Consider the following 25,803-nt stretch of genomic DNA (forward strand, 5'->3'; position numbering starts at 1 on the left):
CGGCCCCGGCTAAGGCATAATTGCCGGTGAAACTTCCTTTGCGCCGGCGTTTCCGGGCACGTCCGGACGGCGTTTTTCCCCCTGTTCGGAACATCGATCAATGACGCAGAAAATTACGGTCATCCGCGGCGACGGCATTGGCCCGGAAATCATGGACGCCACCCTGTTCGTGCTCGACCAGCTCAAGACTGGCCTGGAGTACGAAGACGCCGACGCCGGCCTGGTGGCCCTGGAAAAGCACGGCGACCTGATGCCGGCGGTGACCCTGGAATCGATCGCGCGCAACAAGGTCGCGCTGAAGAGCCCGCTGACCACCCCGGTCGGTGGTGGCTTCACCTCGATCAACGTCAGCCTGCGCCGCCACTTCGACCTGTACGCCAACGTGCGTCCGGCCCACACCTTCCCGAATACCAAGTCGCGTTTCGACAACGTCGACCTGATCACCGTTCGTGAGAACACCGAAGGTGCCTACCTGGCCGAAGGCCAGGAAGTGTCGGCCGACGGCGAGACCGCCTTCTCCGGCACCCGCATCACCCGCAAGGGCTCCGAGCGCATCGTGCGCTACGCCTTCGAGCTGGCCAAGAGCACCGGCCGCAAGAAGGTCACCGCCGTGCACAAGGCCAACATCATCAAGTCGACCTCGGGCCTGTTCCTGAACGTCGCCCGTGAAGTGGCCGCGCAGTACCCGGAGATCGAGTTCCAGGAAATGATCGTCGACAACTGCTGCATGCAGCTGGTGATGCGTCCGGAACAGTTCGACGTGATCGTCACCACCAACCTGTTCGGCGACATCATCTCCGACCTGTGCGCCGGTCTGGTCGGCGGCCTGGGCCTGGCCCCGGGTGCCAACATCGGCAAGGACGCGGCGATCTTCGAAGCCGTGCACGGCACCGCGCCGGACATCGCCGGGCAGGGCAAGGCCAATCCGTGCGCGCTGCTGCTGGCAGCCGCGCAGATGCTGGACCATGTCGGCCAGCCGGAGAACGCCGAGCGCCTGCGCAAGGCCATCGTGGCGACCATGGAAGCCAAGGATTCGCTGACCGGCGACCTGGGCGGCACCGGCACCACCATGAGCTTTGCCCAGGCCATCGCCAGCCGCCTGTAAGCGGCCGGCCGACCTCGGTTGGATCCACAGCGGGGCGCCTTCGGGTGCCCCGTTGCGTTTTCCCGCTCTTGTAGCGTCGAGCCATGCTCGACGGCTCTTCGATCGGGGTAGCCGTGAAAAGCAGTCGAGCATGGCTCGACGCTACAACGTCGGTCTGTCCAGAATTCGCACAGATCATGTGCCGCTAGGCGGCTGGTTCGTGCGTCATGCGCTCCGCATCCTGTGCCCACTTTCCACCGCACAGGAGCTTGAACATGAACCTCACCGCCTTCGGCCTGGCCAGCCTGATCGGCATGGCCGCCACCGCCCCGGTCGCCGCCGCCGAGCCGGCCCATCCCACCATCCGCCACATGGCCGGCGCGCCGGTCGCGACCTCGCTGGATGCGGCGAAGACCGCCGTGCTGGTGATCGACTTCCAGAATGAGTACTTCGATGCCAAGGCCGCACCGGGCTTTGCCGGTGGCCGCATGGTCATCCCCGATGGCGTGGCCGCGCTGCGGCAGGCGAAGCGGGTGGTCGAATTTGCCGACGCCCACGGCATCCGCGTGATCCATGTGCAGCACGTGCTGCCGGCCGGCGCACCCCTGTTCGCGCAGGGCAGCGTCAATGCTGCCTTCCATCGCGACCTGCAGCCGCGCCAGGGCGAGACCGTGGTGCAGAAGGACAACGTCAGCGTGTTCGCCGGCGACTCGGCCGCGGTGATCGACAAGGTGCTGAAGGATGCCGGCATCGATACCCTGATCGTCACCGGCCTGCAGACCCATGCCTGCGTGGCCGGTGCCGCGCGCGATGCCGCAGCTGCGCCACGTGGCTACCGGGTGATCGTGGCGTCCGATGCCAGCGCCAGCCGTGACCTGGATCTGGCCGGTGGCCGTCGCATCGGCCATCGCGCGCTGCATGAAGCCTCTCTGGCCCAGATCGAGGACACCTTTGGCGATGTCATGACGACTGACGCGATCCTGGCGTTGCCGGTGCGCAAGGCCGGCGACGGCGCTTGATAAGCTGGCGGGGCCCGCATGCCGCGGGCCCCGCCGCCTGGAGCTGCCCGCCGATGGATCACTTCGCCGCCCTGCGTGCGCTGCGCGCCATCGTCGACGCGGGCAGTTTCACCGCGGCCGCCGAGCGCCTGGGGACCACCCACTCGGCGATGTCGCGGCAACTGCGGCAGCTGGAAGAACACCTGCAGGTGCGCCTGCTCGATCGCAACAGCCGTCGGCTGTCGTTGACCGAGGCCGGGCGCGATTACTACCACGAGGCGGCAACGCTGCTGGACCGCCTGCAGGAAGCCGACGACCGTGCCCGTGCCGGGCAGGCGCAGCCCAGTGGCAGCGTGCGGATCAGCGTGCCGCAGGTGGTGGCCAGCCAGGAGCTGCCGCACTGGCTGCCGTCGTTCCTGCAGCGTTACCCGGAGGTCACGCTGGACCTGTCGGCGGATGATCAGCTGGTCGATGTAGTGGGCGGTGGTTTCGACCTGGCCCTGCGCATCGCGGCTTCATTGCCGGACAGCCAGTTGGTCGCGCGCGAACTGGCCAGCTGCCCGCGCATCCTGGTCGCCGCACCGGCATACCTGGCGCGCCACGGCCTGCCGCGGCAGGCAGCGGGCCTGGCACAGCACACGCTGCTGGGTTTCAGTCCCAAGGCATCAATGCCGCCCTGGCAGTTGCAGGGGCCGCGCGGCGCAACCGCGAGCATCGAAGCCGGGCAGCGCCTGCGCGTGGATGCCACGCCCGCACTGTACGCCGCCGCGCTGGCCGGCATGGGCATCAGCCTGTTCACCGCGCTGACCGTGCAGGAGGACCTGCGCGCCGGTCGTTTGATCCGCGTGCTGCCGGCCTGGCATGCCGGCCAGCGGCGCTACTTCGCGCTGTATCCGCATGCACGTGCGCTGGCGCCCAAGGTGCGTGCGCTGGTCGAGCATCTCGCGGCGCACTACGCTGCACAGGTGAGCGCGGCAGGGTAGTCGCGCGGTTGCAGCCGAGGTGGTGATGGAGTCGGTGTATCTGCTGGTCGCGCTCGGCGCGATCGTCGCCGGATTCGTGCAGGGCCTGTCCGGTTTCGCCTTCGGGATGGTGGCGATGTCGTTCTGGGCGTGGGGGCTGGAGCCGCGCCTGGCGGCTACGCTGTCGGTGTTCGGCGCGCTGGTCGGTCAGCTGGTGGCAGTGTTCACCGTGCGGCGTGGATTCAATCTGCGCCTGCTGCTGCCGTTCGTGCTGGGTGGGCTGGTGGGCATTCCGCTGGGCGTGATGGTGTTGCCGCAGCTGGACATGGACTGGTTCAAGGCGCTGCTGGGCGGCTTCCTTGCGCTGTGGTGCCCGGTGATGCTGATGGCGCGATCATTGCCGCCGATCCGCGTGGGCGGTCGTATCGGTGACGCGATCGCCGGCATGGCAGGTGGCGTGCTCAGCGGCATCGGTGGTTTCGCTGGACCGGTGCCGACGCTGTGGCGCACGCTGCGTGGCTTCGGCAAGGACGAGCAGCGCGCGGTCATCCAGAACTTCAATCTGGCGATGCTGGCAGTGACCATGGCCACCTATGTAGGCAGCGGCCTGGTGAGCCGGCAGATGCTGCCGTACTTCGCCATCGTGGCACCGGCCATGCTGGTGCCGACCCTGTTGGGTGCGCGCGTCTACATCGGCATCAGCGAAGCGCGCTTCCGGCAGATCGTGCTGAGCCTGTTGACCGCTTCGGGCATCGCATTGCTGGTGTCGTCGCTGCCGGTGCTGCTCGCGCGACCGTAACCGGTTGAACTTCAGGCGGGGCGGAACATGCGGAAGCGCTGTTCGGCGCCAATGCGGAAGTAGTCGGCGGGCCCGCCACCGCGCAGGATCGGCGCCGCCGCCGCAGTGTCATAGATGCCATCGACCAGCAACCGTGCATCGATATGCACCGCGACCACCTCGCCCAGCACCAGCCAGCCGTTGGTGTCCTGGCCGGCGGCATCGCGCAGGCGCACGATCTGGGTGCAGCGGCATTCCATGCTCACCGGGCTCTGTGCAACACGTGGGGGTGCGACCTGCGTGGATGCCAGCGGCGTCAGGCCGGCGAGGGCGAACTCGTCGACATCCGGTGCGACCGCGCGGCAGCTTTCGTTCATGGCCACGGCCAGGTCGAACGTGGCCAGGTTCCAGACGAACTCGCCGGTGGCTTCAATGTTGCGCAGCGAGTCTTTGCGGCCCTGGCTGGAGAAACCGATGATCGGTGGGGTGTAGTTGAAGGCGTTGAAGAAGCTGTAGGGCGCCAGGTTCAACGTGCCCTGCACGTCGCAGCTGGAAATCCAGCCGATCGGGCGCGGGCCGATGATGGCGTTGAACGGGTCATGCGGCAGGCGGTGGCCTTCAGCCGGGCGGTAGCTGTGGAAGGTGTCGGTCATGGGGGGGGGGCGCGTTCCGTAGCGTCGAGCGTGCTCGACTCTACCGCCTGAAACAGCCGAGCAGGCGCGGCCCACAAAAAAAGCCGCGACCCTTGTGGATCGCGGCTTGTCGTTTTCGGCGTGGCTGGACTCAGCGCTGCTGGATCTTCGACAGCAGGCGCAGGAATTCCACGTACAGCCAGACCAGGGTCACCATCAGGCCGAATGCGCCATACCACTCCATGTACTTCGGCGCGCGCTGGGCCACGCCGGTTTCGATGAAGTCGAAGTCCAGCACGAGGTTCAGCGCGGCCACGACCACCACGAACAGGCTGAAGGCGATGCCCAGCCAGCTGGAGTCGTGGATCACCGGCACATTGATGTTGAAGAAGCCCAGCACGAACGAGGCCAGGTAGAGCAGGGCAATGCCGCCGGTGGCAGCGACCACGCCCATCTTGAAGTTCTCGGTGGCCTTGATCACGCCGCTGCGGTATGCGAACAGCAGTGCGGCCAGGGTGCCGAAGGTCAGCAGCACGGCCTGGAACACGATGCCCGGATACTTCATGTTGAACAGGGCCGACACGGCGCCCAGGAACAGGCCTTCGACCAGCGCGTACATCGGCGCGGTGACCGGCGACCATTCCTTCTTGAAGATGGTGATCAGCGCCAGCACCAGGCCGCCGATCGCGCCACCAATGGCGTACAGGCTCGCGCTGCCGGAAATCTGGCCGTACTCGTCGACCGACTGGCTCCAGGCGAACGCCGCGGTCAGCACGGTCAACAGCAGCAGGATGCCGGTCTTGTTGGCGGTGCCGTTGAGGGTCATCACCTGGTCGGGGCTGGTCACCACCGAACCGCTGGCGAGGTCGAGGAAGGTCGACTCGGAAAGAGCCGGGTTGCCGCTGCGCATGCGTGTTCTCCGTGCGAATGATTGTCGGGACGGCCATCCGGCCGATGACCGCGAGCATAGCGGATGACCACGCACGGCGCTGTGGCAGACTTCAGGTTGTAGCCGCCCGCGTTGACAGTTCGCGATGTGCTTGGCGACAATGAACGACTCCCCGGGCCTGGCCCGAGGGGATTGCAAGACCGGGGTATAGCGCAGTCTGGTAGCGCGCCTGCTTTGGGAGCAGGATGTCGGGGGTTCGAATCCCTCTACCCCGACCAATCCCACGTCACGTCGGATTGGACACCGTTCCGGTTCGGGCGCCCGTAGCTCAACTGGATAGAGCACCGGCCTTCTAAGCCGGCGGTTACAGGTTCGATTCCTGTCGGGCGCGCCATCGGGATCGCATCGGCGGATGTGAAGAAGTGCTTGCAAAAGCGTAAAGACTCCACCAGAATATCGGACTCGCTTCGGCGGACCGGAACTTCGGTGACAGTCTCCAGGCAAAGGTTTGAGGTTCCATCGCCAGCGGCATCGGCGGGGAACGAAAGTTTCAGTGGTGGCTGTAGCTCAGTTGGTTAGAGTACCGGATTGTGATTCCGGTGGTCGGGGGTTCGAATCCCCTCAGCCACCCCACTGATTCAACCGCATCGGCGCAGCCGAAACGGTATTGCAATAAGCAGAAAGCACGCTACAATGTGCGTCTGAGTTTCACGGGCCGTTAGCTCAGTTGGTAGAGCAGTTGACTCTTAATCAATAGGTCCAAGGTTCGAATCCTTGACGGCCCACCAAGATGGAAGCCATCTGGTACGCCAGGTGGCTTTTTTCTTATAAGTGTGACCCTTTCGTTTCGATGGGTCACACGTTGCAGGGCCCCGCCTGGCGTGGATCTGCAACGTATCGGGATCGCAGTGCTGGTTTCAACGATGTTGAAGAAAGTGCTTGCACCCACCGAGCGGATCGGGTCATAATTCGCGCCCCGATTTCGGGCTGTTAGCTCAGTTGGTAGAGCAGTTGACTCTTAATCAATAGGTCCAAGGTTCGAATCCTTGACAGCCCACCAGACGAAAGCCACTTGGTTCGCCAAGTGGCTTTTTTCTTGCCTGCGCGCCGGGTTGAGCGTGCGGATGTCAGTGCGCTGGCTGGTGTGGAGCCCCCTTGAGTCAAGGGGGCGCGGCGAAGCCGCGGGGATGTGGGGGCTGATGAAGTGGGGCCCGCGCTTTGCCGCGCAAAGCGTGGGGCTGCGGCGCGAATGCGCGGCAGCTTCCCACTTGGTTCGCCAAGTGGCTTTTTTCTTGCCTGTGCGCCGGGTTGCGCGTCATCCACGCATGGCGTGGATCTACTGAAGCGGTGCTGAAATCAGGGGCATACGCGTCATCAGTGTTTTCAATGCTGTGCGCTGCTTCTCACCGCACGCGTCCTGCATCGCACCCAATGGACCTTCCGCGCCGATGGCGCATGCACGAAGGAAGATGTTGATGGCTGAGATCACTCGATTGCACCGCACGCTGTGGGTTCCCTTCGCGTTGATGGCACTGGCGGCCTGCACGCCGGGCGATGATCCCGCGCAGACCGTCGAGCGCGATGCGGGCGCGGAGAGCATTCCGGCGCGCCCGGTCGGTGACGCCATGCAGATGAAGCCGGCCCAGCCCGCGGAGGGGGAGGTTCTGCCCGATGCGGTGGACATGCAGCGCAATGCGGACGGTTCGGTGGATGTGCGCAAGGCTGCGCCGGAGTCGGTGGCCCTGCGTCGTACCGACGATGGGGGCGTGGAGGTCCGGAAGGTGGATGCGGCCGTCGACTCTGGCGCAGGCGTGGCACCGGCCCGCGCCGTCCCGCAGCAGTGAGCTGCAGTCGCCCCGGCGGGCCGCGCGCCCGCCGGGGTGGCTGCGACGCAGCGATGGCGCGGAGCGTCGTGGATTCAGCTTTGTGCAGGCCTTCCGATTCCAGTCGCCGCCTGCGACAATGAACACCTGTGCCGGCCACGCGAAAGTGGCGGAATTGGTAGACGCCCTGGATTTAGGTTCCAGTGCCGCAAGGCGTGGGGGTTCGAGTCCCCCCTTTCGCACCAGTGCCGGCCTGTCCCCGCCCTGATCGGGCCATCGGCGCCCCCTTGACCGGCACGCGCTGGCAGTGCAGGCCGAATTGGGCGAAACTAAAGGGCTGCGGCAAGCAGGCGCGTCCCAGACGTCGTGTCCTTACAACCGTTTCATCCCAATCATCGAGCCGGGGGCCTGGGCCACCGGTGGCAGGAGTCAACATGCAAGCTTCGATCGAATCCACCGGCAACCTGGAACGCCGCCTGAGCTTCTCGCTGCCGGAAGAGCGTCTGCAGAGCCACATCGTCGGCCGCCTGGGCGAAATCGCCCGTACCACCCGCATCAAGGGTTTCCGTCCTGGCAAGGTGCCGGCCAAGGTGATCGAGCAGCGCTTCGGCGCGCAGGTCCGTGGCGAGGCGCTGGACGGCCTGCTGCGCGAGACCTTCGATGCCGCCGTGCGCGAGCACGACCTGCGCATCGTCGGCAGCCCGCGCATTGACAAGGGCGACGAGGGTGAGTTCTCCTTCGTGGCCACCGTGGAAGTGGTGCCGGACTTCGGCGACATCGACGTCAGCAAGCTGACCGTCGTGCGCCACAGCGCCGAGATCACCGACGCCGACATCGACCAGATGATCGAGAACCTGCAGAACCAGCGTCGTACCTGGGCCCCGGTCAGCCGTGGCGCGCAGGACGGTGACCTGGTCGCGGTGGAAACCTGGTCGCAGGCCGGCGAAGAGCGCCTGCCGGCCGAAGGCACCGAGAAGGGTTCGATCGTGCTCGGCCAGGGCATGATGTTCGACACCATCGAGAAGGGCCTGGTCGGCCTGGCCAAGGGCGAAGAAAAGACCCTGGACGTCGAGTTCCCGGCTGACTGGCGCGTGCCGGTGCTGGCCGGCAAGACCGTGCAGGTCACCGTCAAGGTCGCCGAAGTGTCCGAGCCGGTCGTGCCGGCGGTCGACGAAGCCTTCATCAAGAGCTTCGGCGTGAAGGGCGGCGACGTCGAACAGTTCCGTAGCGACATCCGCGCCAACCTGGAGCGCGAGCTGAAGGGCGCGCTGATGAACCGCCTGCGCCGTGAAGTGGGCGAGCAGCTGATCGCCGCCTACGCCTCGGTGGAAATGCCGCCGCGCCTGGTCGAGAACGAAGCCCGCGCCATGCTGGCCCAGCAGGTCGAGCAGATCCGCCGCAATGGCCAGAACGTCGGCGAAATCCCGGCAGATGCCCATGAAGGTTTCAAGGACGCCGCCGCCAAGCGCGTGCTGGTCGGCCTGCTGGTCGGTGAAGTGGCCCGCATCAACGACCTGCGCCTGGAAGCCAAGCGCCTGAACGAAACGATGCGTCTGATCGCTTCGACCTACGAAGAGCCGGAACAGGTCATTGAGATGTACCGCAACGACCCCCAGCTGATGTCTGGCCTGCAGAACCGCGTGATGGAAGAGCAGGTGATCGACTGGATCGCCGAGCGTGCCCAGCACACCGAAGAGAAGCTGTCGTTCCAGGACGCGATCCGCCAGTAAGCCCGGGCGGATCACCGGATGCCCCGCGCCTTTGCCGGCGCGGGGTTGTTGCCCCCCAAGATAGGTACCTCACGTAATGGACAACCGAACCAAAGCCCTGAACCTGGTTCCGATGGTGGTCGAGCAGACCAGCCGCGGCGAGCGTGCCTACGACATCTATTCGCGCCTGTTGAAGGAGCGCCTGATCTTCCTCGTGGGCCCGATCGACGATCACATGGCCAACGTGGTGGTGGCGCAGTTGCTGTTCCTGGAATCGGAAAACCCGGAAAAGGACATCAACATCTACATCAACTCGCCGGGTGGCGTGGTCACCGCCGGCATGGCGATCTACGACACCATGCAGTACATCAAGCCGAATGTGAGCACCACCTGCATCGGCCAGGCCGCCTCGATGGGCGCCCTGCTGCTGGCCGCGGGCGAAGCCGGCAAGCGCTATGCGCTGCCGAACTCGCGCGTGATGATCCATCAGCCGCTGGGCGGCTACCAGGGCCAGGCCACCGACATCGACATCCACGCGCGCGAGATCCTGACCCTGCGTTCGCGCCTGAACGAGGTGCTGGCCAAGCACACCGGCCAGTCGTTGGAGACGATCGCCCGTGACACCGAGCGCGACAACTTCAAGAGCGCCTTCGAGGCGCAGGCCTACGGTCTGGTCGACCAGGTCCTGGAGCGTCGTCCGGATGAGTCGATCCAGGCCGGTTGACCGGCCTTCACGGGGCCAGGGAGGCCCCGTTCCTGCAGGGTCGGGCGGGACTGGCGTCCCCTCGGCCCTGTGCTATTCTCGAATCGAACCCCCGTTCAGCGGGTGGGGTAACTGGGTAAGCGAAGCATGAGCGAAGACCGCCAAGGTCGTTCCACGGACACCGGCAAGATCCTCTACTGCTCTTTCTGCGGCAAGAGCCAGCATGAAGTGCGCAAGCTGATTGCGGGTCCGAGCGTATTCATCTGCGATGAGTGCGTGGAGCTGTGCAACGACATCATCCGTGAGGAACTCGAGGAAAAGGCGCAGTCGGCGCGCAGTTCGCTGCCCAAGCCGCGCGAGATCCTCGAGGTCCTCGACCAGTACGTGATCGGCCAGAACCGCGCCAAGCGCACCTTGGCCGTGGCCGTGTACAACCACTACAAGCGCATCGAGAGCCGGCAGAAGAACGACGACGTCGAACTGGCGAAGTCGAACATCCTGCTGGTCGGCCCGACCGGTTCGGGCAAGACGCTGCTCGCCGAGACCCTGGCCCGCCTGCTCAACGTGCCGTTCACCATGGCCGACGCCACCACGCTGACCGAAGCCGGTTACGTGGGCGAGGACGTGGAGAACATCATCCAGAAGCTGCTGCAGAAGTGCGACTACGACGTCGAGAAGGCACAGCAGGGCATCGTCTACATCGATGAAATCGACAAGATCTCGCGCAAGAGCGAGAACCCGTCGATCACCCGCGATGTGTCCGGCGAAGGCGTGCAGCAGGCCCTTCTGAAGCTGATCGAAGGCACCGTGGCCAGCGTTCCGCCGCAGGGCGGCCGCAAGCACCCGCAGCAGGAATTCCTGCAGGTGGACACCAAGAACATCCTGTTCATCTGCGGCGGCGCGTTCGCCGGGCTGGACAAGGTGATCCAGGCCCGTTCCACCGACGTCGGCAGCATCGGCTTCGGCGCCAAGGTGAAGAGCAGCGAGCGCAAGCAGGAAGTGGGCAAGGTGCTGGCCGAAGTCGAGCCGGAAGACCTGATCAAGTTCGGCCTGATTCCGGAGTTCGTCGGCCGCCTGCCGGTGGTGGCGACCCTGGAGGAGCTGGACGAGCCGGCCCTGATCAAGATCCTGACCGAGCCGAAGAACGCCATCACCAAGCAGTTCAAGAAGCTGTTCGAGATGGAGAACGTGGAACTGGAGTTCCGTCCGGACGCGTTGTCGGCCATCGCCAGGAAGGCGCTCAAGCGCAAGACCGGTGCCCGTGGCCTGCGCACCATCGTCGAATCGGTCCTGCTGGACACCATGTACGATCTGCCGTCGCAGGAAAACGTCAGCAAGGTGGTGGTGGACGAGTCGGTGATCGAGCACAAGTCCGAGCCGTACCTGATCTACCAGACCCCGGCGGCCCCTGAACAGAAGGCCGCAGGCGCCGAGTGATCCTTCCAGGTTGTTGATTGGAAAGGATTTTCAAGGAATGCCTTGCATCTGAAAGCCGATGGCCCCATAACGGGGCCATCGGCTTTTTTTGTCTCCGGAAGATGCCCTCCCGGAGGCGGTTTTCCCCTTCCCTGGAGCCCCCATGGCCCGTTCCCCAAGTGAAACCCTCGACCTGCCGGTCCTGCCGCTGCGCGACGTAGTGGTGTTCCCGCACATGGTCATCCCGCTGTTCGTCGGCCGTGACAAGTCCATGCACGCGCTCGAACAGGCAATGGAAGCGGACAAGCGCATCCTGCTGCTGGCGCAGAAGTCGGCCGAGACCGACGACCCGCATGCGGCCGACCTCTACCAGGTCGGTACGCTGGCGCAGGTGCTGCAGCTGCTGAAGCTGCCCGACGGCACCATCAAGGTGCTGGTCGAAGGCCTGTCGCGCGTGCAGGTCACCCACGTCGACGAGCGCAACGGCTCGCTGCACGGCCAGGCCGTGGAGATCGACACCAGCGACGAGCGCGAAGCGCGCGAGGTCGAGGCGATCGCCCGCTCGCTGATGTCGCTGTTCGAGCAGTACGTGAAGACCAACCGCAAGCTGCCGCCGGAACTGCTGCAGACGCTGTCGGGCATCGATGAGCCGGCGCGCCTGGCCGACACCATCGCCGCGCACATCAGCGTGCGCCTGGCCGACAAGCAGCGCCTGCTGGAAACGCTGGCCGTCGGTGACCGCCTGGAGATGCTGGTCGGCCTGGTCGACGGCGAGATCGACGTGCAGCAGATGGAGAAGCGCATCCGCGGCCGCGTGAAGTCGCAGATGGAGAAGAGCCAGCGCGAGTACTACCTCAACGAACAGATGAAGGCCATCCAGAAGGAACTGGGTGACCTGGACGACGCGCCGGGCGAGCTGGAAGAACTGGCCCGCAAGATCGCCGAAGCCGGCATGCCGAAGGCCGTTGAAGCCAAGGCGCGCAACGAACTGAACAAGCTCAAGCAGATGTCGCCGATGTCGGCCGAAGCGGCCGTCGTGCGCAACTACCTGGAGTGGTTGCTGGGCGTGCCGTGGAAGAAGCGCAGCAAGGTGCGCAAGGACCTGAAGGCCGCGCAGGACACCCTCGATGCCGACCACTACGGCCTGGAGAAGGTCAAGGAACGCATCCTTGAATACCTGGCGGTGCAGTCGCGCGTGAAGCAGATGAAGGGCCCGATCCTGTGCCTGGTCGGGCCGCCGGGCGTGGGCAAGACTTCGCTCGGCCAGTCCATCGCCAAGGCCACCAACCGCAAGTTCGTGCGCATGTCGCTGGGCGGCGTACGCGACGAGGCCGAGATCCGTGGCCACCGTCGTACCTACGTCGGTTCGATGCCGGGCCGCATCGTGCAGAACCTCAACAAGGTCGGCAGCAAGAACCCGCTGTTCGTGCTCGATGAGATCGACAAGATGTCGATGGACTTCCGTGGCGATCCGTCTTCGGCGCTGCTGGAAGTGCTCGATCCGGAGCAGAACAACGCGTTCAACGACCACTACCTGGAAGTGGACCTGGACCTGTCCGAAGTGATGTTCGTGGCGACCTCGAACTCGCTCAACATTCCGGGCCCGCTGCTGGACCGCATGGAAGTGATCCGCATCCCCGGCTACACCGAGGACGAGAAGCTCAACATCGCCACCCGCTACCTGGTGCCGAAGCAGATCAAGGCCAACGGCCTGCAGCCGGAAGAGCTTGAGATCGGCAGTGATGCGATCCAGGACATCGTGCGCTACTACACGCGCGAATCGGGCGTGCGCAACCTGGAACGCGAGATCGCCAAGATCTGCCGCAAGGTGGTGAAGGAGATCGCGCTGGCCGGGCCGCAGCCGGTGAAGGCGAAGAAGGGCGCGAAGAAGTCCAAGGCGCTGGTGAGCGTGTCCAGCAAGAACCTGGACAAGTACCTGGGCGTGCGTCGCTTCGACTTCGGCCGTGCCGAGGAAGAGAACGAGATCGGTCTGGTCACCGGCCTGGCCTGGACTGAAGTCGGTGGCGATCTGCTGCAGATCGAATCGACGCTGGTGCCGGGCAAGGGCCAGCTGATCCTGACCGGCCAGCTCGGCAACGTGATGAAGGAATCGGCGTCGGCGGCGCTGTCGGTGGTGCGTTCGCGCGCCGTGGGCTTTGGCATCGACAGCGACTTCCTGCAGAAGCACGACGTGCACCTGCACGTGCCCGATGGCGCTACGCCGAAGGACGGCCCGAGTGCCGGTGCGGCGATGGTGACGTCGCTGGTGTCGATGCTGACCAAGGTGCCGGTGCGCGCCGACGTGGCGATGACCGGCGAGATCACCCTGCGGGGTCGCGTCACCGCCATCGGTGGCCTGAAGGAGAAACTGCTGGCTGCACTGCGTGGTGGCATCCGCACGGTCATCATCCCGGAAGAGAACCGCAAGGACCTGGCCGACATCCCGGCCAACGTCACCCGCGATCTTGAGATCGTGCCGGTGAAGTACATTGAAGAAGTCCTGGACCTGGCGCTGGAGCGTCCGTTGGCACCGAAGAAGGCGCGCAAGAGTGCGCAACGTGTCACGGTGCGCAGCAAGGCCAAACCGAGTGGAAACGCGCGCGTCAAGCATTGACGCGCGCTGTCCAATGGCCCGAAACCCGCGTCGTTGCTGGCTTTCCAGCTTGCGTGGGGGTAGGGCCGCTGGTATAAAAGCAGCACTCGCGAATGAGTGATCGCAGTCTGGCGATCGCTGAATTCGGCGAACCGTTTCCACATGGCGGCCGCATGCAGAGCGCGTGCGGTTGCTTCCCTGTCGAATAAGCGGAACCCACCGCCAAAGGAGTTGTAGAGAATGAACAAGACCGAATTGATCGATGCCGTTGCTGAAGCTGCAGACCTGACCAAGGCCGAGTCCAGCCGCGCTGTCGATGCCGTCGTTGCTGCCGTCACCAAGGCGCTGAAGGACGGCGATGCGGTCACCCTGGTTGGCTTCGGTACCTTCCAGGTCCGCGACCGTGCTGCCCGCACCGGCCGCAACCCGAAGACCGGCGACACCATCAAGATCGCTGCTTCGAAGAATCCGTCGTTCAAGGCTGGTAAGGCCCTGAAGGATGCTGTAAACTAAGCGGCTCGCTGGGGTGCTTAGCTCAGCGGTAGAGCGTCTCCTTTACACGGAGAGGGTCGGGGGTTCGAAACCCTCAGCACCCACCACAGCACCGCGGTAAAAGTTTGAGTGTGGAGCGGTAGTTCAGCTGGTTAGAATGCTGGCCTGTCACGCCGGAGGTCGCGGGTTCGAGTCCCGTCCGCTCCGCCATTCAACGAGGCCTCCGGCCAAAAGCTGGAGGCTTTGTTTTCTCCCCGGTCCAGGCCGGCTGAAAGCAAAAAAAGCAACAACGCGGAGCGGTAGTTCAGCTGGTTAGAATGCTGGCCTGTCACGCCGGAGGTCGCGGGTTCGAGTCCCGTCCGCTCCGCCATTACATCGAGGCCCCCGGCCTAAAGCTGGGGGCCTTGTCTTCTCACCGACAGGTTCGGGAGGAAGACGAAAAGGTTTTTGCAAGAACGGAGCGGTAGTTCAGCTGGTTAGAATGCTGGCCTGTCACGCCGGAGGTCGCGGGTTCGAGTCCCGTCCGCTCCGCCATTGCAGAATTCTTAAGTCCCTGTGAAAAAACTTTGAAAAAAGTGTTCATCGGGCTGGGTTTCCAGGGAATCTTCGGATATACTGGGCGCCTGCAAAGTTTCAGCGCGGAGCGGTAGTTCAGCTGGTTAGAATGCTGGCCTGTCACGCCGGAGGTCGCGGGTTCGAGTCCCGTCCGCTCCGCCAACTTCAAAAGCCCTCGGCGCAAGCCGGGGGCTTTTTCTTTGTGGCGCGCCGAACGTTGCCGATGCCGTGCGTGGCACATCGCCGGCGGAGGTGGCGCAGGCCGCGCCGGTGCTGCTTTTGGTCCCTGCGGCGAAGCGGGTTACACTGCCGGGCTCGCCAATCAGGCCTTGTGATTCCTCACCATGCTGCAGAAACTCCGCGACAAGACCTCAGGCTGGATCGTCACCGTGATCCTGGGGCTGCTGATGATTCCGTTCCTGTTCGTGATCGACAACAGCTACCTCGGTGGCGTTGGCGCACAGAACGTGGCCAAGGTTTCCGCGCCGCCGACCTGGTGGCGTTCGGCGCCGTCGTGGTGGCCGGTGCGCATGCTGTGGCAGCACCACGAGATCAGCTCGCAGGATTTCCGCACGCGTTTCGAGCAGGAGCGCATGCGTGAGCGCCAGCAGCAGGGCGACAACTTCGACCCGCGCGCGTTCGAGAGCACCGAGAACAAGATGGCCGTGCTCGACCAGCTGATCGACGAGCAGGTCGTGCGCCTGGTCGGAGAACAGGCGGGCGTGGTGATCGGCGACGGCGCGGTGCGCGAGTACATCGCGACCATGCCGGCGTTCCTCGATTCGAACGGCAAGTTCAACGAGAACAACTATCGCCTGGCGCTGGCCGGCAGCAACCCGCCGCGTACGCCGACCCAGTTCCAGGAACTGGTGCGTGAGAGCCTGCAGCAGTCGGTGATCCCGTCGGGCCTGCAGAGCTCCGGCTTCGTCACCCAGGCCGAGACCGAGCGCCTGTTGAAGCTGCTGGGCGAAACCCGCGACGTCGAGCTGGCCGCGTTGCCGCCCGTACCGGCCGATACCGCGCCGGTCACCGATGAGCAGATCAAGAAGTGGTACGACAGCCACGGCAAGGATTTCCGCCAGGCCGAGAGCGTGTCGCTGGAGTACGTCGAGATCAACGGCGCGAACCTGCCGGCACCGACCGCGGCCGATGAAGCGACCCTGCGCAAGCGCTATGAAGACGAGAAGGCGAAGTTCACCTCGCCGGAGCAGCGCCAGGCCTCGCACATCCTGATCACCGGTGACGGCGCCGAAGCCAAGGCGAACAAGATCGCTGCCGAAGCCAAGGCTGCCGGTGCCGATTTCGGCGCGCTGGCCAAGGCCAATTCGGAAGATCCAGGCTCCAAGGACCAGGGCGGTGACCTGGGCTGGGTCGAGCGCGGTGCGATGGTGAAGCCGTTCGAGGACGCGCTGTTTGCGGCCAAGGCCGGTGACGTGATCGGCCCGGTGAAGACCGAGTTCGGCTACCACATCATCAAGGTGGCCGCTGTGCGCGGTGGCCAGGGCAAGTCGTTCGAGGAAGTGCGTGACACGCTGGCCGCCGAGCAGCTGAAGGCTGACGGTGAGCGTGGCTTCAACGAGCTGGCCGGCCGCCTGGTCGATGCCATCAACAAGAGCCCGAGCGACCTGGCCGCTGCGGCCAAGGAAGTGAACCTGCCGCTGCAGACGCTGGGCCCGATCACCCGCGCGACCGCCAGTGGCATCGCCGCTGACCCGGCTGTGCTGCGTGCTGCGTTCTCCGACGTGCTGGTGCAGGACGGTACCGCCAGCGACCCGATCGCCCTGGGTGGCGCGACCAACCACAGCGTGGTCATCCGCGTGGCTGCGCACACTCCGGAACAGGCCCTGCCGCTGGACAAGGCCCGTGAGCAGGTGATCGCCGCGATCCGCACTGACCGCCAGCGCCAGGCCAGCGACAAGGCCGCCGATGCCATCCTGGCCAAGCTGAAGGCGGGCGCCACCCTGCAGTCGCTGGCTGCCAGCGAGAAGCTGCAACTGAGCCCGATGCCGGGCCTGCCGCGCAGCCAGCCGGTGCCGACCCCGGAAATCAACCGCGCGATCTTCAGCGCGCCGGTGCCGGCCGAAGGCAAGCCGAGCTATGGCAAGGTCGACGTCAATGGCCACGCGCTGCTGTTCGCGGTGAACAAGGTCAATCCAGGCGACGTCAAGGAAGTGACCGCCGAGCAGCAGAAGCAGCTGAAGGAACAGCTGAGCCAGATCGACGGCATGGCAGCGGCCAAGGCCTACATCGAGGCGATGCGCAAGAAGTTCGTGGTCCAGACCACCGAAGCGAACCTGTAAGCCTCGCCGGCAGCAGGTACGAAAAGGCCCGGCAATGCCGGGCCTTTTTTGTGCCTTCGCCTCGTTTGTGGCGCGCTTGAGCTTTGGTAGTGGTCGAGCTTGCTCGACCGCCTTTTGTAGAGTCGAGCCATGCTCGACTGCGTCTGCTGGGCGCAGGCATGAAAAAGCCGAGCATGGGCTCGGCTCTACAGGAAACAGGGCAGGGCGCGGTGGTGCCGCGCCTGACTCAGTCTTCCACGCGCAGCACGGCGCCCGGCTTCAGCACGCTGCTGCCGCTCAGGCCGTTCAGCGACAGCAGGGCCTTGACCGGCATGCCGTAGCGGCGGGCAATGGTCCAGGCCGACTCGCCATCACGCACGGTGTGGCGGCGGCTGCGCGGACGATCGGCAATCGCGGCGACGGTCTTGGCGACCTGCGGCGTTGGCGTGGCGGCGGCAGCCGGTGCGGCGCTGGCCACCAGCACAGTGGCCGCTTCCGCGACTGTCGCATTGGCGGCCGAGACCGGCGCCAGCACGCGGGTGGTGCCCGACGAGGCGCGGCCACCGCCCGCCAGGGCAGGGTTCAGGCGGGCGATCCTGGCCGGGTCCAGGGCGCGCTGTGCGGCCCACTGCTGGACGCTGGTGCCAGCCGGCAGGGTGTGGTCCTTCAGTACCGGCACGGTGCGGTCCAGCGAGGCCATCACGCCCGGCTGGTCTTCCACGTCTTCCAGCACGCAGGCCAGGGCATGCAGCTTCTCGACGTAGGCGTAGGTGACCGGCGACAGGCCGGGCAGCGCCGACGGCTTGGCGTTCTGTGCGTTCATGCCGGCCTTGCGCAGCGACTGCAGCACGCGGTACTCGCCGGCGTTGTAGGCCATGGTGGCCAGGCGCCAGTCGCCGCCGAACATGCCGTGCAGGGTCTTCAGGTAGCGCACTGCGGCCTGGGTCGAATCGACCGCCGACAGGCGACCGTCGTAGCCGTTGGCCATGGGCACGCGGTGGTTGCGTGCGGTGGTGGCGATGAACTGCCACAGGCCGGTCGGGCCGCTGCCGTTGCGGGCGTTGGGCCGATAGCCGCTTTCCACGAACGGAATCAGTGCGAATTCGGTAGGCAGGTTGGCCTTGCGCAGCTCTTCGACCACGTAGCCGAACAGCACCAGCGCATCGTCATCCTGGTTGGCCAGGCGCGACGGAGCGTGGGCGAACTGCTTCTGCCAGCGCGGGCTGGTGGCCTCGGCGTCGCAGGTGGGCTCGGCCAGGCCGTCGCGGAAGCTGGAGAAGATCTCCTGGCCATTGCGCACCGAGGCAGCCGGCAACGCGGCCGGATCCAGTGGCAGGGCCGCGGCGGCGGTCAGGTTCTGGCTGATGCCGGCGCCCAGCGACTGGGCACCGGCGGTTCCGGCCAGCCCCAGGACCAGGCCCAGGGCCAGCGGCAGACTTCGGCGCATCATGCGCGGAAGCCGTCTTTCCAGTGCCGGAGGCCGGCCATGACGTCGACGTCGTCAACGACGTCGCGACCCAGGTGCGCCGACACTGCTGCGCGGATCGGCGCAGTGTGCACACGCAGGAACGGATTGCAGTCGAATTCGTTGGCCAGGGTTACCGGCAGGGTGGAACGGTCATCGCGGCGCATGGCCAAAGCCTCCTCTTGGCGCTGCCACAAGGCAGCGTTGGCGGGGTCGACATGCCGCGCGAAGACGGCATTTGACACGGTGTACTCATGGGCGCAACAAAGCAGCAGTTGCGCGGGCAAGGTACCCAGCTTGCGCATCGATGCCAGAAGCTGGGACGGCGTACCTTCGAACAGGCGTCCACAGCCCAGGCTGAACAACGAATCTCCGCTGAAAAGATGTTCAGCAGTGTGAAACGCGATGTGGCTGCGGGTATGCCCGGGCACGGATAGTACGTGGAACGTCCGGCCCAGTGCCTGAACGCGTTCACCTTCGCTGACCCGCTCGGTTGCCGTGGGGATGCGCTCTTCGACCGGCGCGATGACCCGGACGCCGGGAAAACGTGCCTGCAGCGCGGGCACGCCACCGATGTGGTCATCGTGGTGATGGGTGAGCAGGATCGTGTCCACGCGCAGGCCCTGATCGGCCAGCGCAAGCACCGGCGCGGCATCGCCGGGATCGACGACCACGGCGGCGTCAGCGTCGTCGATCAACGTCCAGATGTAGTTGTCCGCAAATGCGGGCAGGGCAGTCAGTCGCATAGAATTGGACCATGCCCGCGCTGCAGAGCACCCGTCAAGCGAGCCAGACCCCGTGGTTCGACACTGAACCGGCGGAGTCCTTGCGCGTGCTGGAGCGGCAGTTGCTGCTGCCGCAGCTGTCGGTGCTGCCGACGCAGCCCTGGTTGTGGATCGCGCCAAGTGCGGCCTGGCTGGACGATGCGCAGCTGGGCGGGCGTGGCCTGCGCCTGTTCCGGCAGGGGCAGGGCTATGCCGGTGACACCCGCTGTGCGCTGCCGCTGCCGCTGGCCAACGAGAGCGTCAACGCGGTCGTGCTGCAGCATGTCACCACGGGTGATGCCGACCAGCTGCTGGACGAGTGCGAACGCGTGCTGATGCCGGGTGGCCACCTGTGGCTGAGCAGCCTCAACCCGTTCAGCCCTTACCGCACGCACTGGCGCCAGCACGGACTGGTAGTGCGCACGCCACAGCGGATCCGCCTGCTGCTCGGCCGCCACGGGCTGGAGTGCGACGATATGCGTTACCTCGGCCCGCTCTGGCGCGGCGCCGGCAGCCGCCGCCCGGGCGGTTGGGCGCCGCTGCGTGCGGCCTGCCTGTTCCATGCTGAAAAGCGCACGCTGGCCCTGCCCGGGCCGAAACCGTTGCCGGTGCGTTGGCACGGCACCGTTGCTACCTGATCTGGAGTTGTATTGAAAACCATCGAAATCCACACCGACGGTTCCTGCCTTGGCAATCCCGGCCCCGGCGGCTGGGCTGCGCTGCTGCGCTACAAGGGCCACGAGCGTGAACTGAGCGGCGGCGAAGCGCACACCACCAACAACCGGATGGAGCTGATGGCAGCCATCTCCGGCCTGGAGTCGCTGACCGAGCCATGCAACATCGTGCTCTATACCGATTCGCAGTATGTGCGGCAGGGCCTGACCCAGTGGCTGCCCGGCTGGATCCGCAAGAACTGGAAGACCGCCGGTGGCGACCCGGTGAAGAATCGCGAGCTGTGGGAGCGCCTGCAGGCGGCGACGCTGCGGCACCAGATCGACTGGCGCTGGGTAAAGGGCCACTCCGGTGACCCGGACAACGAACGGGTGGATACGCTGGCGCGCAACGCAGCCATCCAGATCCGCGACTCGAGCCCGGTAAACTGAGCCCATGCGTCAGATCATCCTCGATACCGAAACCACCGGCCTGGAATGGAAGAAGGGCAACCGCATCGTCGAAATCGGCTGTGTGGAGCTGTTCAAGCGCCGCCCGACCGGCAACAACTACCACCAGTACATCAAGCCGGACTGCGAGTTCGAACAGGGCGCGCAGGAAGTCACCGGCCTGACCCTGGAGTTCCTGGCTGACAAGCCGGACTTCGCGCAGATCGCCGATGAGTTCCTGGCGTTCATCGATGGCGCCGAGCTGATCATCCACAACGCGGCATTCGACCTCGGCTTCCTCGACAACGAGCTGTCGCTGCTGGGCCCGCAGTACGGGAAGATCACTGACCGCTGCACGGTGATCGATACCCTGGTGATGGCGCGCGAGCGCTTCCCGGGCCAGCGCAATTCGCTGGATGCGCTGTGCAAGCGGCTGGGCGTGGACAACTCGCACCGTGCGCTGCACGGCGGCCTGCTCGATGCGCAGATCCTGGGCGACGTCTACATCGCGCTGACCTCGGGGCAGGAAGAGATCGGATTCGGCCTGGGTGATGACGATGGCGGTGGCGCCGGTGCGGCGCTGCAGGCCTTCGATACCAGCAAGCTGCTGCCGCGCCCGCGCGTGGTGGCGACGCCGTCGGAGCTGGAAGCGCATGCCGCGCGGCTGGAGCGGCTGCGCAAGAAGGCCGGCCACGCATTGTGGGATGGCCCGAAGGCGGAAGAAGCCGCCAGCGCGTAATACACCGGGGTAGTGCCGGCCGCTGGCCGGCCTCTGCGTGATACGCGGTTTCCCGGTGAGCCGGCCAGCGGCCGGCACTGCCGCATCCACGCATGGCGTGGATCTACGGGTTAATGGCAGCGCACCAGGATCACGCTGATGTTGTCGCGGCCACCGCCGTCGAGCGCGGCGGCGACCAGGGTGTCCACGCATTCCTGCGCGCTTGCATCCTCGAACGCCAGGGTGCGGGCGATGCCGCGGTCGTCCACTTCCTCGGTCAGGCCGTCACTGCACAGCAGCAGCTGCATGCCGGGGCGCAGCTCACCGCTGGTGGTGGCCACGTTCAGATGTGCCGGATCGGTTACGCCCAGCGCCTGGGTGACCACGTTGCGATGCGGATGCGCGCGTGCCTGTTCGGCAGTCAGGTTGCCCTGCGCGACCAGTTCCTGCACCACGCTGTGGTCCTGGCTGAGCTGGGCCAGCTGGCCGTCACGCCACAGATAGGCACGGCTGTCGCCGACCCATGCCACTTCATAGCGATTGCCCTGCACGCGTGCGGCGACCACGGTGGTGCCCATCGGCAGGGTGTCGTTGCGCCGCCGCGAGGCGCGGATGATCTCTTCGTCGGCGGTACGGATGGCCTGGGCCAGCGGCGCGCCACGGCGGATCTCGCGCACGATGGTTTCGCGCGCCAGCGCGCTGGCCACCTCGCCGCAGGCGTGGCCGCCCATGCCATCGGCCACCAGCCACAGGGCCAGCTCGCTGTCACCGTAGTAGGTGTCTTCGTTGAGCTCGCGGCGCAGGCCGGGGTGGGTGAGGTGTCCGAATTCGATCATGGTGTGCGGGGCGGGGTATTGCTGGGGAGACAGGCATCATCGGGGGGCTGCAGGCATCCGGCAAGGCATGCACCCAGGAAATTTTCACTTCATTGACCGGAATGACTTGTCGTCGGCCTCACTTCCTCGTATGATGCGCGTCCCCGGTCCGCCGGGGACCACCCGGAGAGGTGGCAGAGTGGTTGAATGTACCTGACTCGAAATCAGGCAGGCGTTTATAGCGCCTCGGGGGTTCGAATCCCCCCCTCTCCGCCAGATAAAGAAAAAGGGCTGCCGAAAGGCAGCCCTTTTTCTTTATCTGGCGCGGGACGCGCCGCGCTCTGCGCGTCGCCCCACACGTTGCTGCGCAACGCGTGGGCCCCTCCCTTTGCCGGCCTCTCCCCGCCCCTGTTGGGGCAGGTGCATCAGTAGATCCACGCCATGCGTGGATGCTGTTCCTGCTGGCAGGCTCATCCACGCATGGCGTGGATCTACCCGGCATATCCGTCCGGACGCTGCGGGTTACCATGTACGCATCACCTGCTGGAGCTTTCCCCATGACCGCTGAAATCCTCGTCCCCGTATCTTTCGGCGAGCTGCTGGACAAGATCTCGATCCTGCAGATCAAGTCCGAGCGCATCAGCGACGAGGGCAAGCTGGCCAATGTGCGCAAGGAGCTGTCCGCGCTGGAGCAGACCTGGATGGCACACCCGGCCGCGGTCAAGGACATCGCCAAGCTGCGTGCCGAGCTGAAGACGGTCAACGAGCAGCTGTGGGAGATCGAGGACGACATCCGGCTGAAGGAGAAGGCGCAGGCGTTCGACCAGGGCTTCATCGACCTGGCGCGCAGCGTCTACCTGCGCAACGACGAACGCGCGCGCATCAAGAAGGCGATCAACCTGGCGCTGGGTTCGGCGTACGTGGAAGAGAAGTCGTATCAGGATTACGCGCAGCGCGCGTAATCCCGGGCAGCCTGCCGCTCACCCCAGATGGTCGGCGACGTAGCGTTCGAAGGCAGCGATACCGTCTTCAACGGTGATCAGTTCCATCACATCGTCGAACTCGATCTTGGTGCCCCACTTCAGATCGGCGGCCTGCTTGGCGAGGTACTTGCGTGCAGCATCATCGTAGCGGTCCACGCAGTAGCGACGGTCCGAGTACGGACCGCTGCGGTTCGGATTGCTGGCCGCATGCAGGCCCAGCACCTTGGCGCCCATCGCGTTGGCGATGTGCATCGGGCCCGAGTCCGGTGTCATCACCAGGTTGGCGCGGGCCAGCAGGGCAGGCAGCTGCTTGAGCGTGTCCTTGCCGACCAGGTCCAGTGCCGGCGTGTGCAGCTGCGCCTGGATGGCGTCGGCCATGCTGCGCTCCAGTTCGCTGCGGCCACCGCACAGCACCACCTGCCAGCCGCGCGTGACCGCGTGGTTGGCCACTGCGGCGTAGCGGTCGGCATACCAGTTGCGGCGCACGTGGCTGGAGCACGGCGAGATCATCAGCACCGGGCGACCATCGTCCTGCCACTGCGCGGCGGCCCACTCATATGCGGACTGCGGCACGGCCAGGTCCCAGCTGACCTCGGTCTGGCGCAGGCCCAGCGGTTCGCAGAAGCTGCCGATGGCATCGAGCACGTGGATGCCGGGACGGTCGGGAATGCGTTCGTTGATGAAAAGCCCATGCAGGTCCTTCGAGCGGCTGCGGTCGTAGCCGATGCGGCGCTCGGCCGGAATGAAGGCCGACAGCAGGTTGGCGCGGAACGCGACCTGCATCTGCAGCAGCGCTTCGAAGCGCCCCGGCGGCAGCTGCCTGCGCAGTTCCTTGACCCCGGCCATGCCGCTCTTCTTGTCGTAGGCATGGAAGGTGACGCCGGGCAGGCCGTCGAGCAGCTTGTGGCCGACCTTGTCGATGATCCAGTGGATCGGCGTGTCCGGGCGCGCGGCCTGCAGGGTACGCACCAGGGGCACCACGTGGGTGACATCGCCAAGTGCGGACAGGCGCAGGAGGCACAAGGAGGAGGACGCTGATGCCATGTGTTGTTAGACTCAATGAAATGGTCGCATTCGACGCCAATGAAGCGCTGACGCCATGCCGCGAGGGTCGCGGCATCGGGGCCATTCTGTTCGACCGCGAGCGGCTGCGGCAAGCAGAGATCGGCCTGTTCTCGCCCCAGCACTGGGGCAGCAGGGCCCGGCCGGTGGGCGAGGGCGGCCGTGGCAGTGCCTGGTTCGTCGATGCGCCGTTCGGTGCCAGCGTGCTGCGCCACTACCTGCGCGGCGGCATGGCGGCCCGTATCAGCCATGACCAGTACCTCTGGCGCGGCTCGGACCGGACCCGCAGCTTCGCCGAATTCCGGCTGATGCGCGCCCTGCGCGAGAAAAAGCTGCCGGTGCCACGGCCGATCGCCGCGTTCTACATGCGCGAGGGCCTGCGCTACCGGGCGGCGATCCTGATGGAGCGGATCGAGGGCGTGCGCTCGCTGGCCGACCGCGCACTGGTGGCCGGCCGGGGTGCTCCCTGGGAGGAGACCGGGCGCCTGATCGCCCGCTTCCACCGTGCCGGGCTGGACCATGCCGACCTCAACGCGCACAACATCCTGTTCGATGGCAGCGGCCATGGCTGGCTGATCGATTTCGATCGCGGCGTGATCCGCATCCCGGCGACCGCCTGGCGCGAGCGCAACCTCAAGCGCCTGCTGCGCTCGCTGATCAAGCTGCGCGGCGAGCGCAGCGTGGAAGACGTGCAGAAGGACTACGCGCGGCTGCGCCGCGCCTATGACATGGCCTGGAACCGGGGCACCTGATGGACTGGTCGTTGCGTTTCCTCGGCGTCGGCAATGCGTCCGCGGTCGAGCTGGGGTCGCCGATGTCGGTGATCGAGCGGGAGGGGCGCCCGTGGCTGACCATCGATTGTGGTGGTGAAGGCCTGACCGCGTTCAAGGCGCACTACGGGCACATGCCGCAGGCGCTGTTCGTCACCCATGTGCACCTGGACCACGTGGCCGGCTTCGAGCGCCTGTTCGTGGATACCTTCTTCAATGCGCACCGGCGCGGCAAGGTGCGCCTGTACGTGCCCGCCACGGTGGTGCCGCTGCTGCACAAGCGCATCGGGGATTACCCGAACGTGCTGGCCGAGGGCGGTGCGAACTTCTGGGATGCCTTCCAGTTGATCGTGGTCGGTGAGGCGTTCTGGCACGAGGGCGTGCGCCTGGAAGTGTTCCCGGTGCGCCACCACTGGCCGGAGACGGCCTATGGCCTGCGCCTGCAGGGCGCGCTGACCTGGAGCGGCGATACCCGGCCGATTCCGGAGATGCTGGCCCGCTTCGCCAACGACAACGAACTGATCGCCCACGACTGCGGCCTGCACGGCAATCCGTCGCATACCGGCGTGGACGATCTGGAGCGTGAGTACAGCGCCGAACTGCAGGCACGGATGATGCTGTACCACTACGCCAGCGCGGCCGATGGCCTGGCGCTGGCTGCGCGTGGGCACCGCGTGGCGCAGCCGGGGCAGTGCGTGCCGCTGGCGAGCCCGACCGCCCCGCACGTGCTGGCCCAGGACCCGCCGTGAGCGGTGCCGGCCAGCCCGCAGATGCGGCGTTGGCTGCCGAACTGGAGGCGCTGGAGCGTGCACTGCATGCGCCAAACGTGCGGGTCGACCGTGAGCACCTGGCGGCGTTGCTGGATGAGGATTTCAGCGAGATCGGCAGTTCAGGGCAGTGCTATGGCCGTGCGACCGCGCTGGAGGAGATTCCGCTGGAGCGTGCGCAGGTGCAGATCGAATCGGAGCAGTACGCGATCTGGCTACTGTCGCAGGACCTGGCCCAGGTGCGCTATCGCAGTCGCCATCACCTCGATGGGCGGCCGCAACGCTGGGTGCTGCGCAGTTCGCTGTGGCGCCGGCACGGGGAGGGATGGCGCATGGTGTTCCACCAGGGCACGCCAGAGGCAGGGTAGCGGCGGGCGTTGCCCGGTACGAACGGCATAAGGGTCAGAGCCCTTTGCCGGGCAAAGGGATCTGACCCCAGCGCGGAA

24 protein-coding genes and 12 tRNA genes are annotated in these 25,803 nt (G+C 65.8%); 30 read left to right on the forward strand and 6 right to left on the reverse strand.

Translation table 11 applies throughout. The annotated features are described in order from the left end of the window. The first annotated feature begins 100 nt into the window (after nucleotides 1–100). The 4 genes from AB1281_RS02625 (at nucleotide 101) to AB1281_RS02640 (ending at nucleotide 3,843) form a co-directional block, all read left to right on the forward strand. Nucleotides 101–1,105: an isocitrate dehydrogenase gene (locus AB1281_RS02625; protein ID WP_014036138.1), complete on the forward strand. Its 1,005-nt coding sequence runs from the start codon at nucleotides 101–103 to the stop codon at nucleotides 1,103–1,105. A 254-nt stretch (nucleotides 1,106–1,359) separates the two neighbouring features. Next, entirely contained in the window at nucleotides 1,360–2,103 is a 744-nt protein-coding gene (locus AB1281_RS02630; protein ID WP_430344985.1) for a cysteine hydrolase family protein, read from the forward strand. Nucleotides 2,104–2,156: 53 nt separating this feature from the next. Continuing rightward, nucleotides 2,157–3,065, forward strand: coding sequence for a LysR family transcriptional regulator (locus tag AB1281_RS02635; protein ID WP_430344986.1), 909 nt, complete (start codon nucleotides 2,157–2,159; stop codon nucleotides 3,063–3,065). A gap of 25 nt (nucleotides 3,066–3,090) precedes the next feature. Further along, nucleotides 3,091–3,843, forward strand: coding sequence for a sulfite exporter TauE/SafE family protein (locus AB1281_RS02640; protein ID WP_430344987.1), 753 nt, complete (start codon nucleotides 3,091–3,093; stop codon nucleotides 3,841–3,843). Nucleotides 3,844–3,854: 11 nt separating this feature from the next. Here the strand turns inward: AB1281_RS02640 and AB1281_RS02645 are convergent, their stop codons facing one another. Both AB1281_RS02645 and AB1281_RS02650 read right to left on the reverse strand, forming a co-directional pair. After that, nucleotides 3,855–4,475, reverse strand: a complete 621-nt coding sequence (locus AB1281_RS02645; RefSeq protein ID WP_430344988.1) for a flavin reductase family protein — start codon at nucleotides 4,473–4,475, stop codon at nucleotides 3,855–3,857. A gap of 130 nt (nucleotides 4,476–4,605) precedes the next feature. Beyond that, complete coding sequence (locus tag AB1281_RS02650; protein WP_049446684.1) at nucleotides 4,606–5,364, reverse strand: Bax inhibitor-1/YccA family protein; 759 nt, start codon at nucleotides 5,362–5,364, stop codon at nucleotides 4,606–4,608. Between the two features lie 180 nt (nucleotides 5,365–5,544). Here AB1281_RS02650 and AB1281_RS02655 point away from each other — a divergent pair. The 18 genes from AB1281_RS02655 (at nucleotide 5,545) to AB1281_RS02740 (ending at nucleotide 16,934) form a co-directional block, all read left to right on the forward strand. Beyond that, nucleotides 5,545–5,621, forward strand: a tRNA-Pro gene (locus AB1281_RS02655). A gap of 39 nt (nucleotides 5,622–5,660) precedes the next feature. Continuing rightward, nucleotides 5,661–5,737, forward strand: a tRNA-Arg gene (locus tag AB1281_RS02660). Nucleotides 5,738–5,899: 162 nt separating this feature from the next. Continuing rightward, nucleotides 5,900–5,976, forward strand: a tRNA-His gene (locus tag AB1281_RS02665). A 79-nt stretch (nucleotides 5,977–6,055) separates the two neighbouring features. Next, a tRNA-Lys gene (locus tag AB1281_RS02670) sits at nucleotides 6,056–6,131 on the forward strand. 196 nt (nucleotides 6,132–6,327) lie between these two features. After that, a tRNA-Lys gene (locus AB1281_RS02675) sits at nucleotides 6,328–6,403 on the forward strand. A 415-nt stretch (nucleotides 6,404–6,818) separates the two neighbouring features. Then, nucleotides 6,819–7,187 (forward strand): hypothetical protein, encoded by a 369-nt coding sequence (locus tag AB1281_RS02680; protein ID WP_430344989.1) that lies wholly within the window; start codon nucleotides 6,819–6,821, stop codon nucleotides 7,185–7,187. Between the two features lie 139 nt (nucleotides 7,188–7,326). Then, nucleotides 7,327–7,411 (forward strand) — tRNA-Leu (locus AB1281_RS02685). A 189-nt stretch (nucleotides 7,412–7,600) separates the two neighbouring features. Continuing rightward, nucleotides 7,601–8,896: a trigger factor gene (gene tig, locus AB1281_RS02690; protein WP_014036145.1), complete on the forward strand. Its 1,296-nt coding sequence runs from the start codon at nucleotides 7,601–7,603 to the stop codon at nucleotides 8,894–8,896. Nucleotides 8,897–8,972: 76 nt separating this feature from the next. After that, entirely contained in the window at nucleotides 8,973–9,599 is a 627-nt protein-coding gene (gene clpP / locus AB1281_RS02695) for an ATP-dependent Clp endopeptidase proteolytic subunit ClpP (RefSeq protein ID WP_004146318.1), read from the forward strand. 126 nt (nucleotides 9,600–9,725) lie between these two features. Continuing rightward, complete coding sequence (gene clpX, locus AB1281_RS02700; RefSeq protein WP_004154600.1) at nucleotides 9,726–11,015, forward strand: ATP-dependent Clp protease ATP-binding subunit ClpX; 1,290 nt, start codon at nucleotides 9,726–9,728, stop codon at nucleotides 11,013–11,015. A gap of 142 nt (nucleotides 11,016–11,157) precedes the next feature. Beyond that, nucleotides 11,158–13,608: an endopeptidase La gene (lon, locus tag AB1281_RS02705; RefSeq protein WP_430344990.1), complete on the forward strand. Its 2,451-nt coding sequence runs from the start codon at nucleotides 11,158–11,160 to the stop codon at nucleotides 13,606–13,608. 219 nt (nucleotides 13,609–13,827) lie between these two features. Then, on the forward strand, nucleotides 13,828–14,100 hold the full coding sequence (locus tag AB1281_RS02710; RefSeq protein ID WP_004146343.1) for an HU family DNA-binding protein: 273 nt from the start codon (nucleotides 13,828–13,830) through the stop codon (nucleotides 14,098–14,100). Nucleotides 14,101–14,111: 11 nt separating this feature from the next. Then, nucleotides 14,112–14,186: transfer RNA gene (locus AB1281_RS02715), tRNA-Val, on the forward strand. Between the two features lie 26 nt (nucleotides 14,187–14,212). Then, nucleotides 14,213–14,289, forward strand: a tRNA-Asp gene (locus AB1281_RS02720). A gap of 83 nt (nucleotides 14,290–14,372) precedes the next feature. Next, nucleotides 14,373–14,449 (forward strand) — tRNA-Asp (locus AB1281_RS02725). 87 nt (nucleotides 14,450–14,536) lie between these two features. Continuing rightward, nucleotides 14,537–14,613, forward strand: a tRNA-Asp gene (locus tag AB1281_RS02730). 106 nt (nucleotides 14,614–14,719) lie between these two features. Continuing rightward, nucleotides 14,720–14,796 (forward strand) — tRNA-Asp (locus AB1281_RS02735). A 182-nt stretch (nucleotides 14,797–14,978) separates the two neighbouring features. Next, nucleotides 14,979–16,934: a peptidyl-prolyl cis-trans isomerase gene (locus AB1281_RS02740; RefSeq protein WP_430344991.1), complete on the forward strand. Its 1,956-nt coding sequence runs from the start codon at nucleotides 14,979–14,981 to the stop codon at nucleotides 16,932–16,934. A 226-nt stretch (nucleotides 16,935–17,160) separates the two neighbouring features. Here the strand turns inward: AB1281_RS02740 and AB1281_RS02745 are convergent, their stop codons facing one another. Together AB1281_RS02745 and gloB are read right to left on the reverse strand one after the other, a co-directional pair. Next, nucleotides 17,161–18,363, reverse strand: a complete 1,203-nt coding sequence (locus AB1281_RS02745; RefSeq protein ID WP_430344992.1) for a transglycosylase SLT domain-containing protein — start codon at nucleotides 18,361–18,363, stop codon at nucleotides 17,161–17,163. Further along, nucleotides 18,360–19,124, reverse strand: a complete 765-nt coding sequence (gene gloB, locus AB1281_RS02750; RefSeq protein ID WP_430344993.1) for a hydroxyacylglutathione hydrolase — start codon at nucleotides 19,122–19,124, stop codon at nucleotides 18,360–18,362. Before gloB ends, AB1281_RS02745 begins: the two co-directional genes overlap by 4 nt. Nucleotides 19,125–19,135: 11 nt before the next feature. Here gloB and AB1281_RS02755 point away from each other — a divergent pair, with 11 nt between their 5' ends. Genes AB1281_RS02755 through dnaQ form a run of 3 tightly spaced genes read left to right on the forward strand, consistent with a single transcriptional unit; the run spans nucleotide 19,136 to nucleotide 20,981 of the window. Next, complete coding sequence (locus tag AB1281_RS02755) at nucleotides 19,136–19,780, forward strand: methyltransferase domain-containing protein (protein WP_014036150.1); 645 nt, start codon at nucleotides 19,136–19,138, stop codon at nucleotides 19,778–19,780. Nucleotides 19,781–19,792: 12 nt separating this feature from the next. Further along, entirely contained in the window at nucleotides 19,793–20,245 is a 453-nt protein-coding gene (rnhA, locus tag AB1281_RS02760) for a ribonuclease HI (RefSeq protein WP_046982837.1), read from the forward strand. A 4-nt stretch (nucleotides 20,246–20,249) separates the two neighbouring features. Then, the gene (gene dnaQ, locus AB1281_RS02765) at nucleotides 20,250–20,981 is read left to right on the forward strand and encodes a DNA polymerase III subunit epsilon (protein WP_197587001.1); all 732 of its coding nucleotides are present in this window, start codon (nucleotides 20,250–20,252) and stop codon (nucleotides 20,979–20,981) included. 110 nt (nucleotides 20,982–21,091) lie between these two features. Here the strand turns inward: dnaQ and AB1281_RS02770 are convergent, their stop codons facing one another. Continuing rightward, complete coding sequence (locus AB1281_RS02770; RefSeq protein ID WP_014036153.1) at nucleotides 21,092–21,796, reverse strand: PP2C family protein-serine/threonine phosphatase; 705 nt, start codon at nucleotides 21,794–21,796, stop codon at nucleotides 21,092–21,094. 164 nt (nucleotides 21,797–21,960) lie between these two features. Between AB1281_RS02770 and AB1281_RS02775 the strand changes: the two genes are divergently transcribed. Next, nucleotides 21,961–22,051: transfer RNA gene (locus AB1281_RS02775), tRNA-Ser, on the forward strand. A 281-nt stretch (nucleotides 22,052–22,332) separates the two neighbouring features. Further along, entirely contained in the window at nucleotides 22,333–22,737 is a 405-nt protein-coding gene (locus AB1281_RS02780; RefSeq protein ID WP_430344994.1) for a DUF6165 family protein, read from the forward strand. A gap of 18 nt (nucleotides 22,738–22,755) precedes the next feature. Here the strand turns inward: AB1281_RS02780 and AB1281_RS02785 are convergent, their stop codons facing one another. Beyond that, entirely contained in the window at nucleotides 22,756–23,802 is a 1,047-nt protein-coding gene (locus AB1281_RS02785; protein ID WP_430344995.1) for a glycosyltransferase family 9 protein, read from the reverse strand. 20 nt (nucleotides 23,803–23,822) lie between these two features. Between AB1281_RS02785 and AB1281_RS02790 the strand changes: the two genes are divergently transcribed. From AB1281_RS02790 to AB1281_RS02800, 3 genes are read left to right on the forward strand one after another with little or no spacing between them, the layout of a single operon-like run. After that, complete coding sequence (locus tag AB1281_RS02790; protein ID WP_032958195.1) at nucleotides 23,823–24,572, forward strand: 3-deoxy-D-manno-octulosonic acid kinase; 750 nt, start codon at nucleotides 23,823–23,825, stop codon at nucleotides 24,570–24,572. Next, complete coding sequence (locus tag AB1281_RS02795; RefSeq protein ID WP_049446661.1) at nucleotides 24,572–25,339, forward strand: MBL fold metallo-hydrolase; 768 nt, start codon at nucleotides 24,572–24,574, stop codon at nucleotides 25,337–25,339. Before AB1281_RS02790 ends, AB1281_RS02795 begins: the two co-directional genes overlap by 1 nt. Further along, the gene (locus AB1281_RS02800; protein WP_430344996.1) at nucleotides 25,336–25,725 is read left to right on the forward strand and encodes a DUF4440 domain-containing protein; all 390 of its coding nucleotides are present in this window, start codon (nucleotides 25,336–25,338) and stop codon (nucleotides 25,723–25,725) included. The genes AB1281_RS02795 and AB1281_RS02800 overlap by 4 nt, the downstream gene beginning before the upstream one ends. The last annotated feature ends 78 nt before the right edge of the window (nucleotides 25,726–25,803 follow it).

The organism is Stenotrophomonas sp. NRRL B-14846, from assembly GCF_050473585.1.
In the GTDB taxonomy this organism is placed as follows: Bacteria; Pseudomonadota; Gammaproteobacteria; order Xanthomonadales; family Xanthomonadaceae; genus Stenotrophomonas.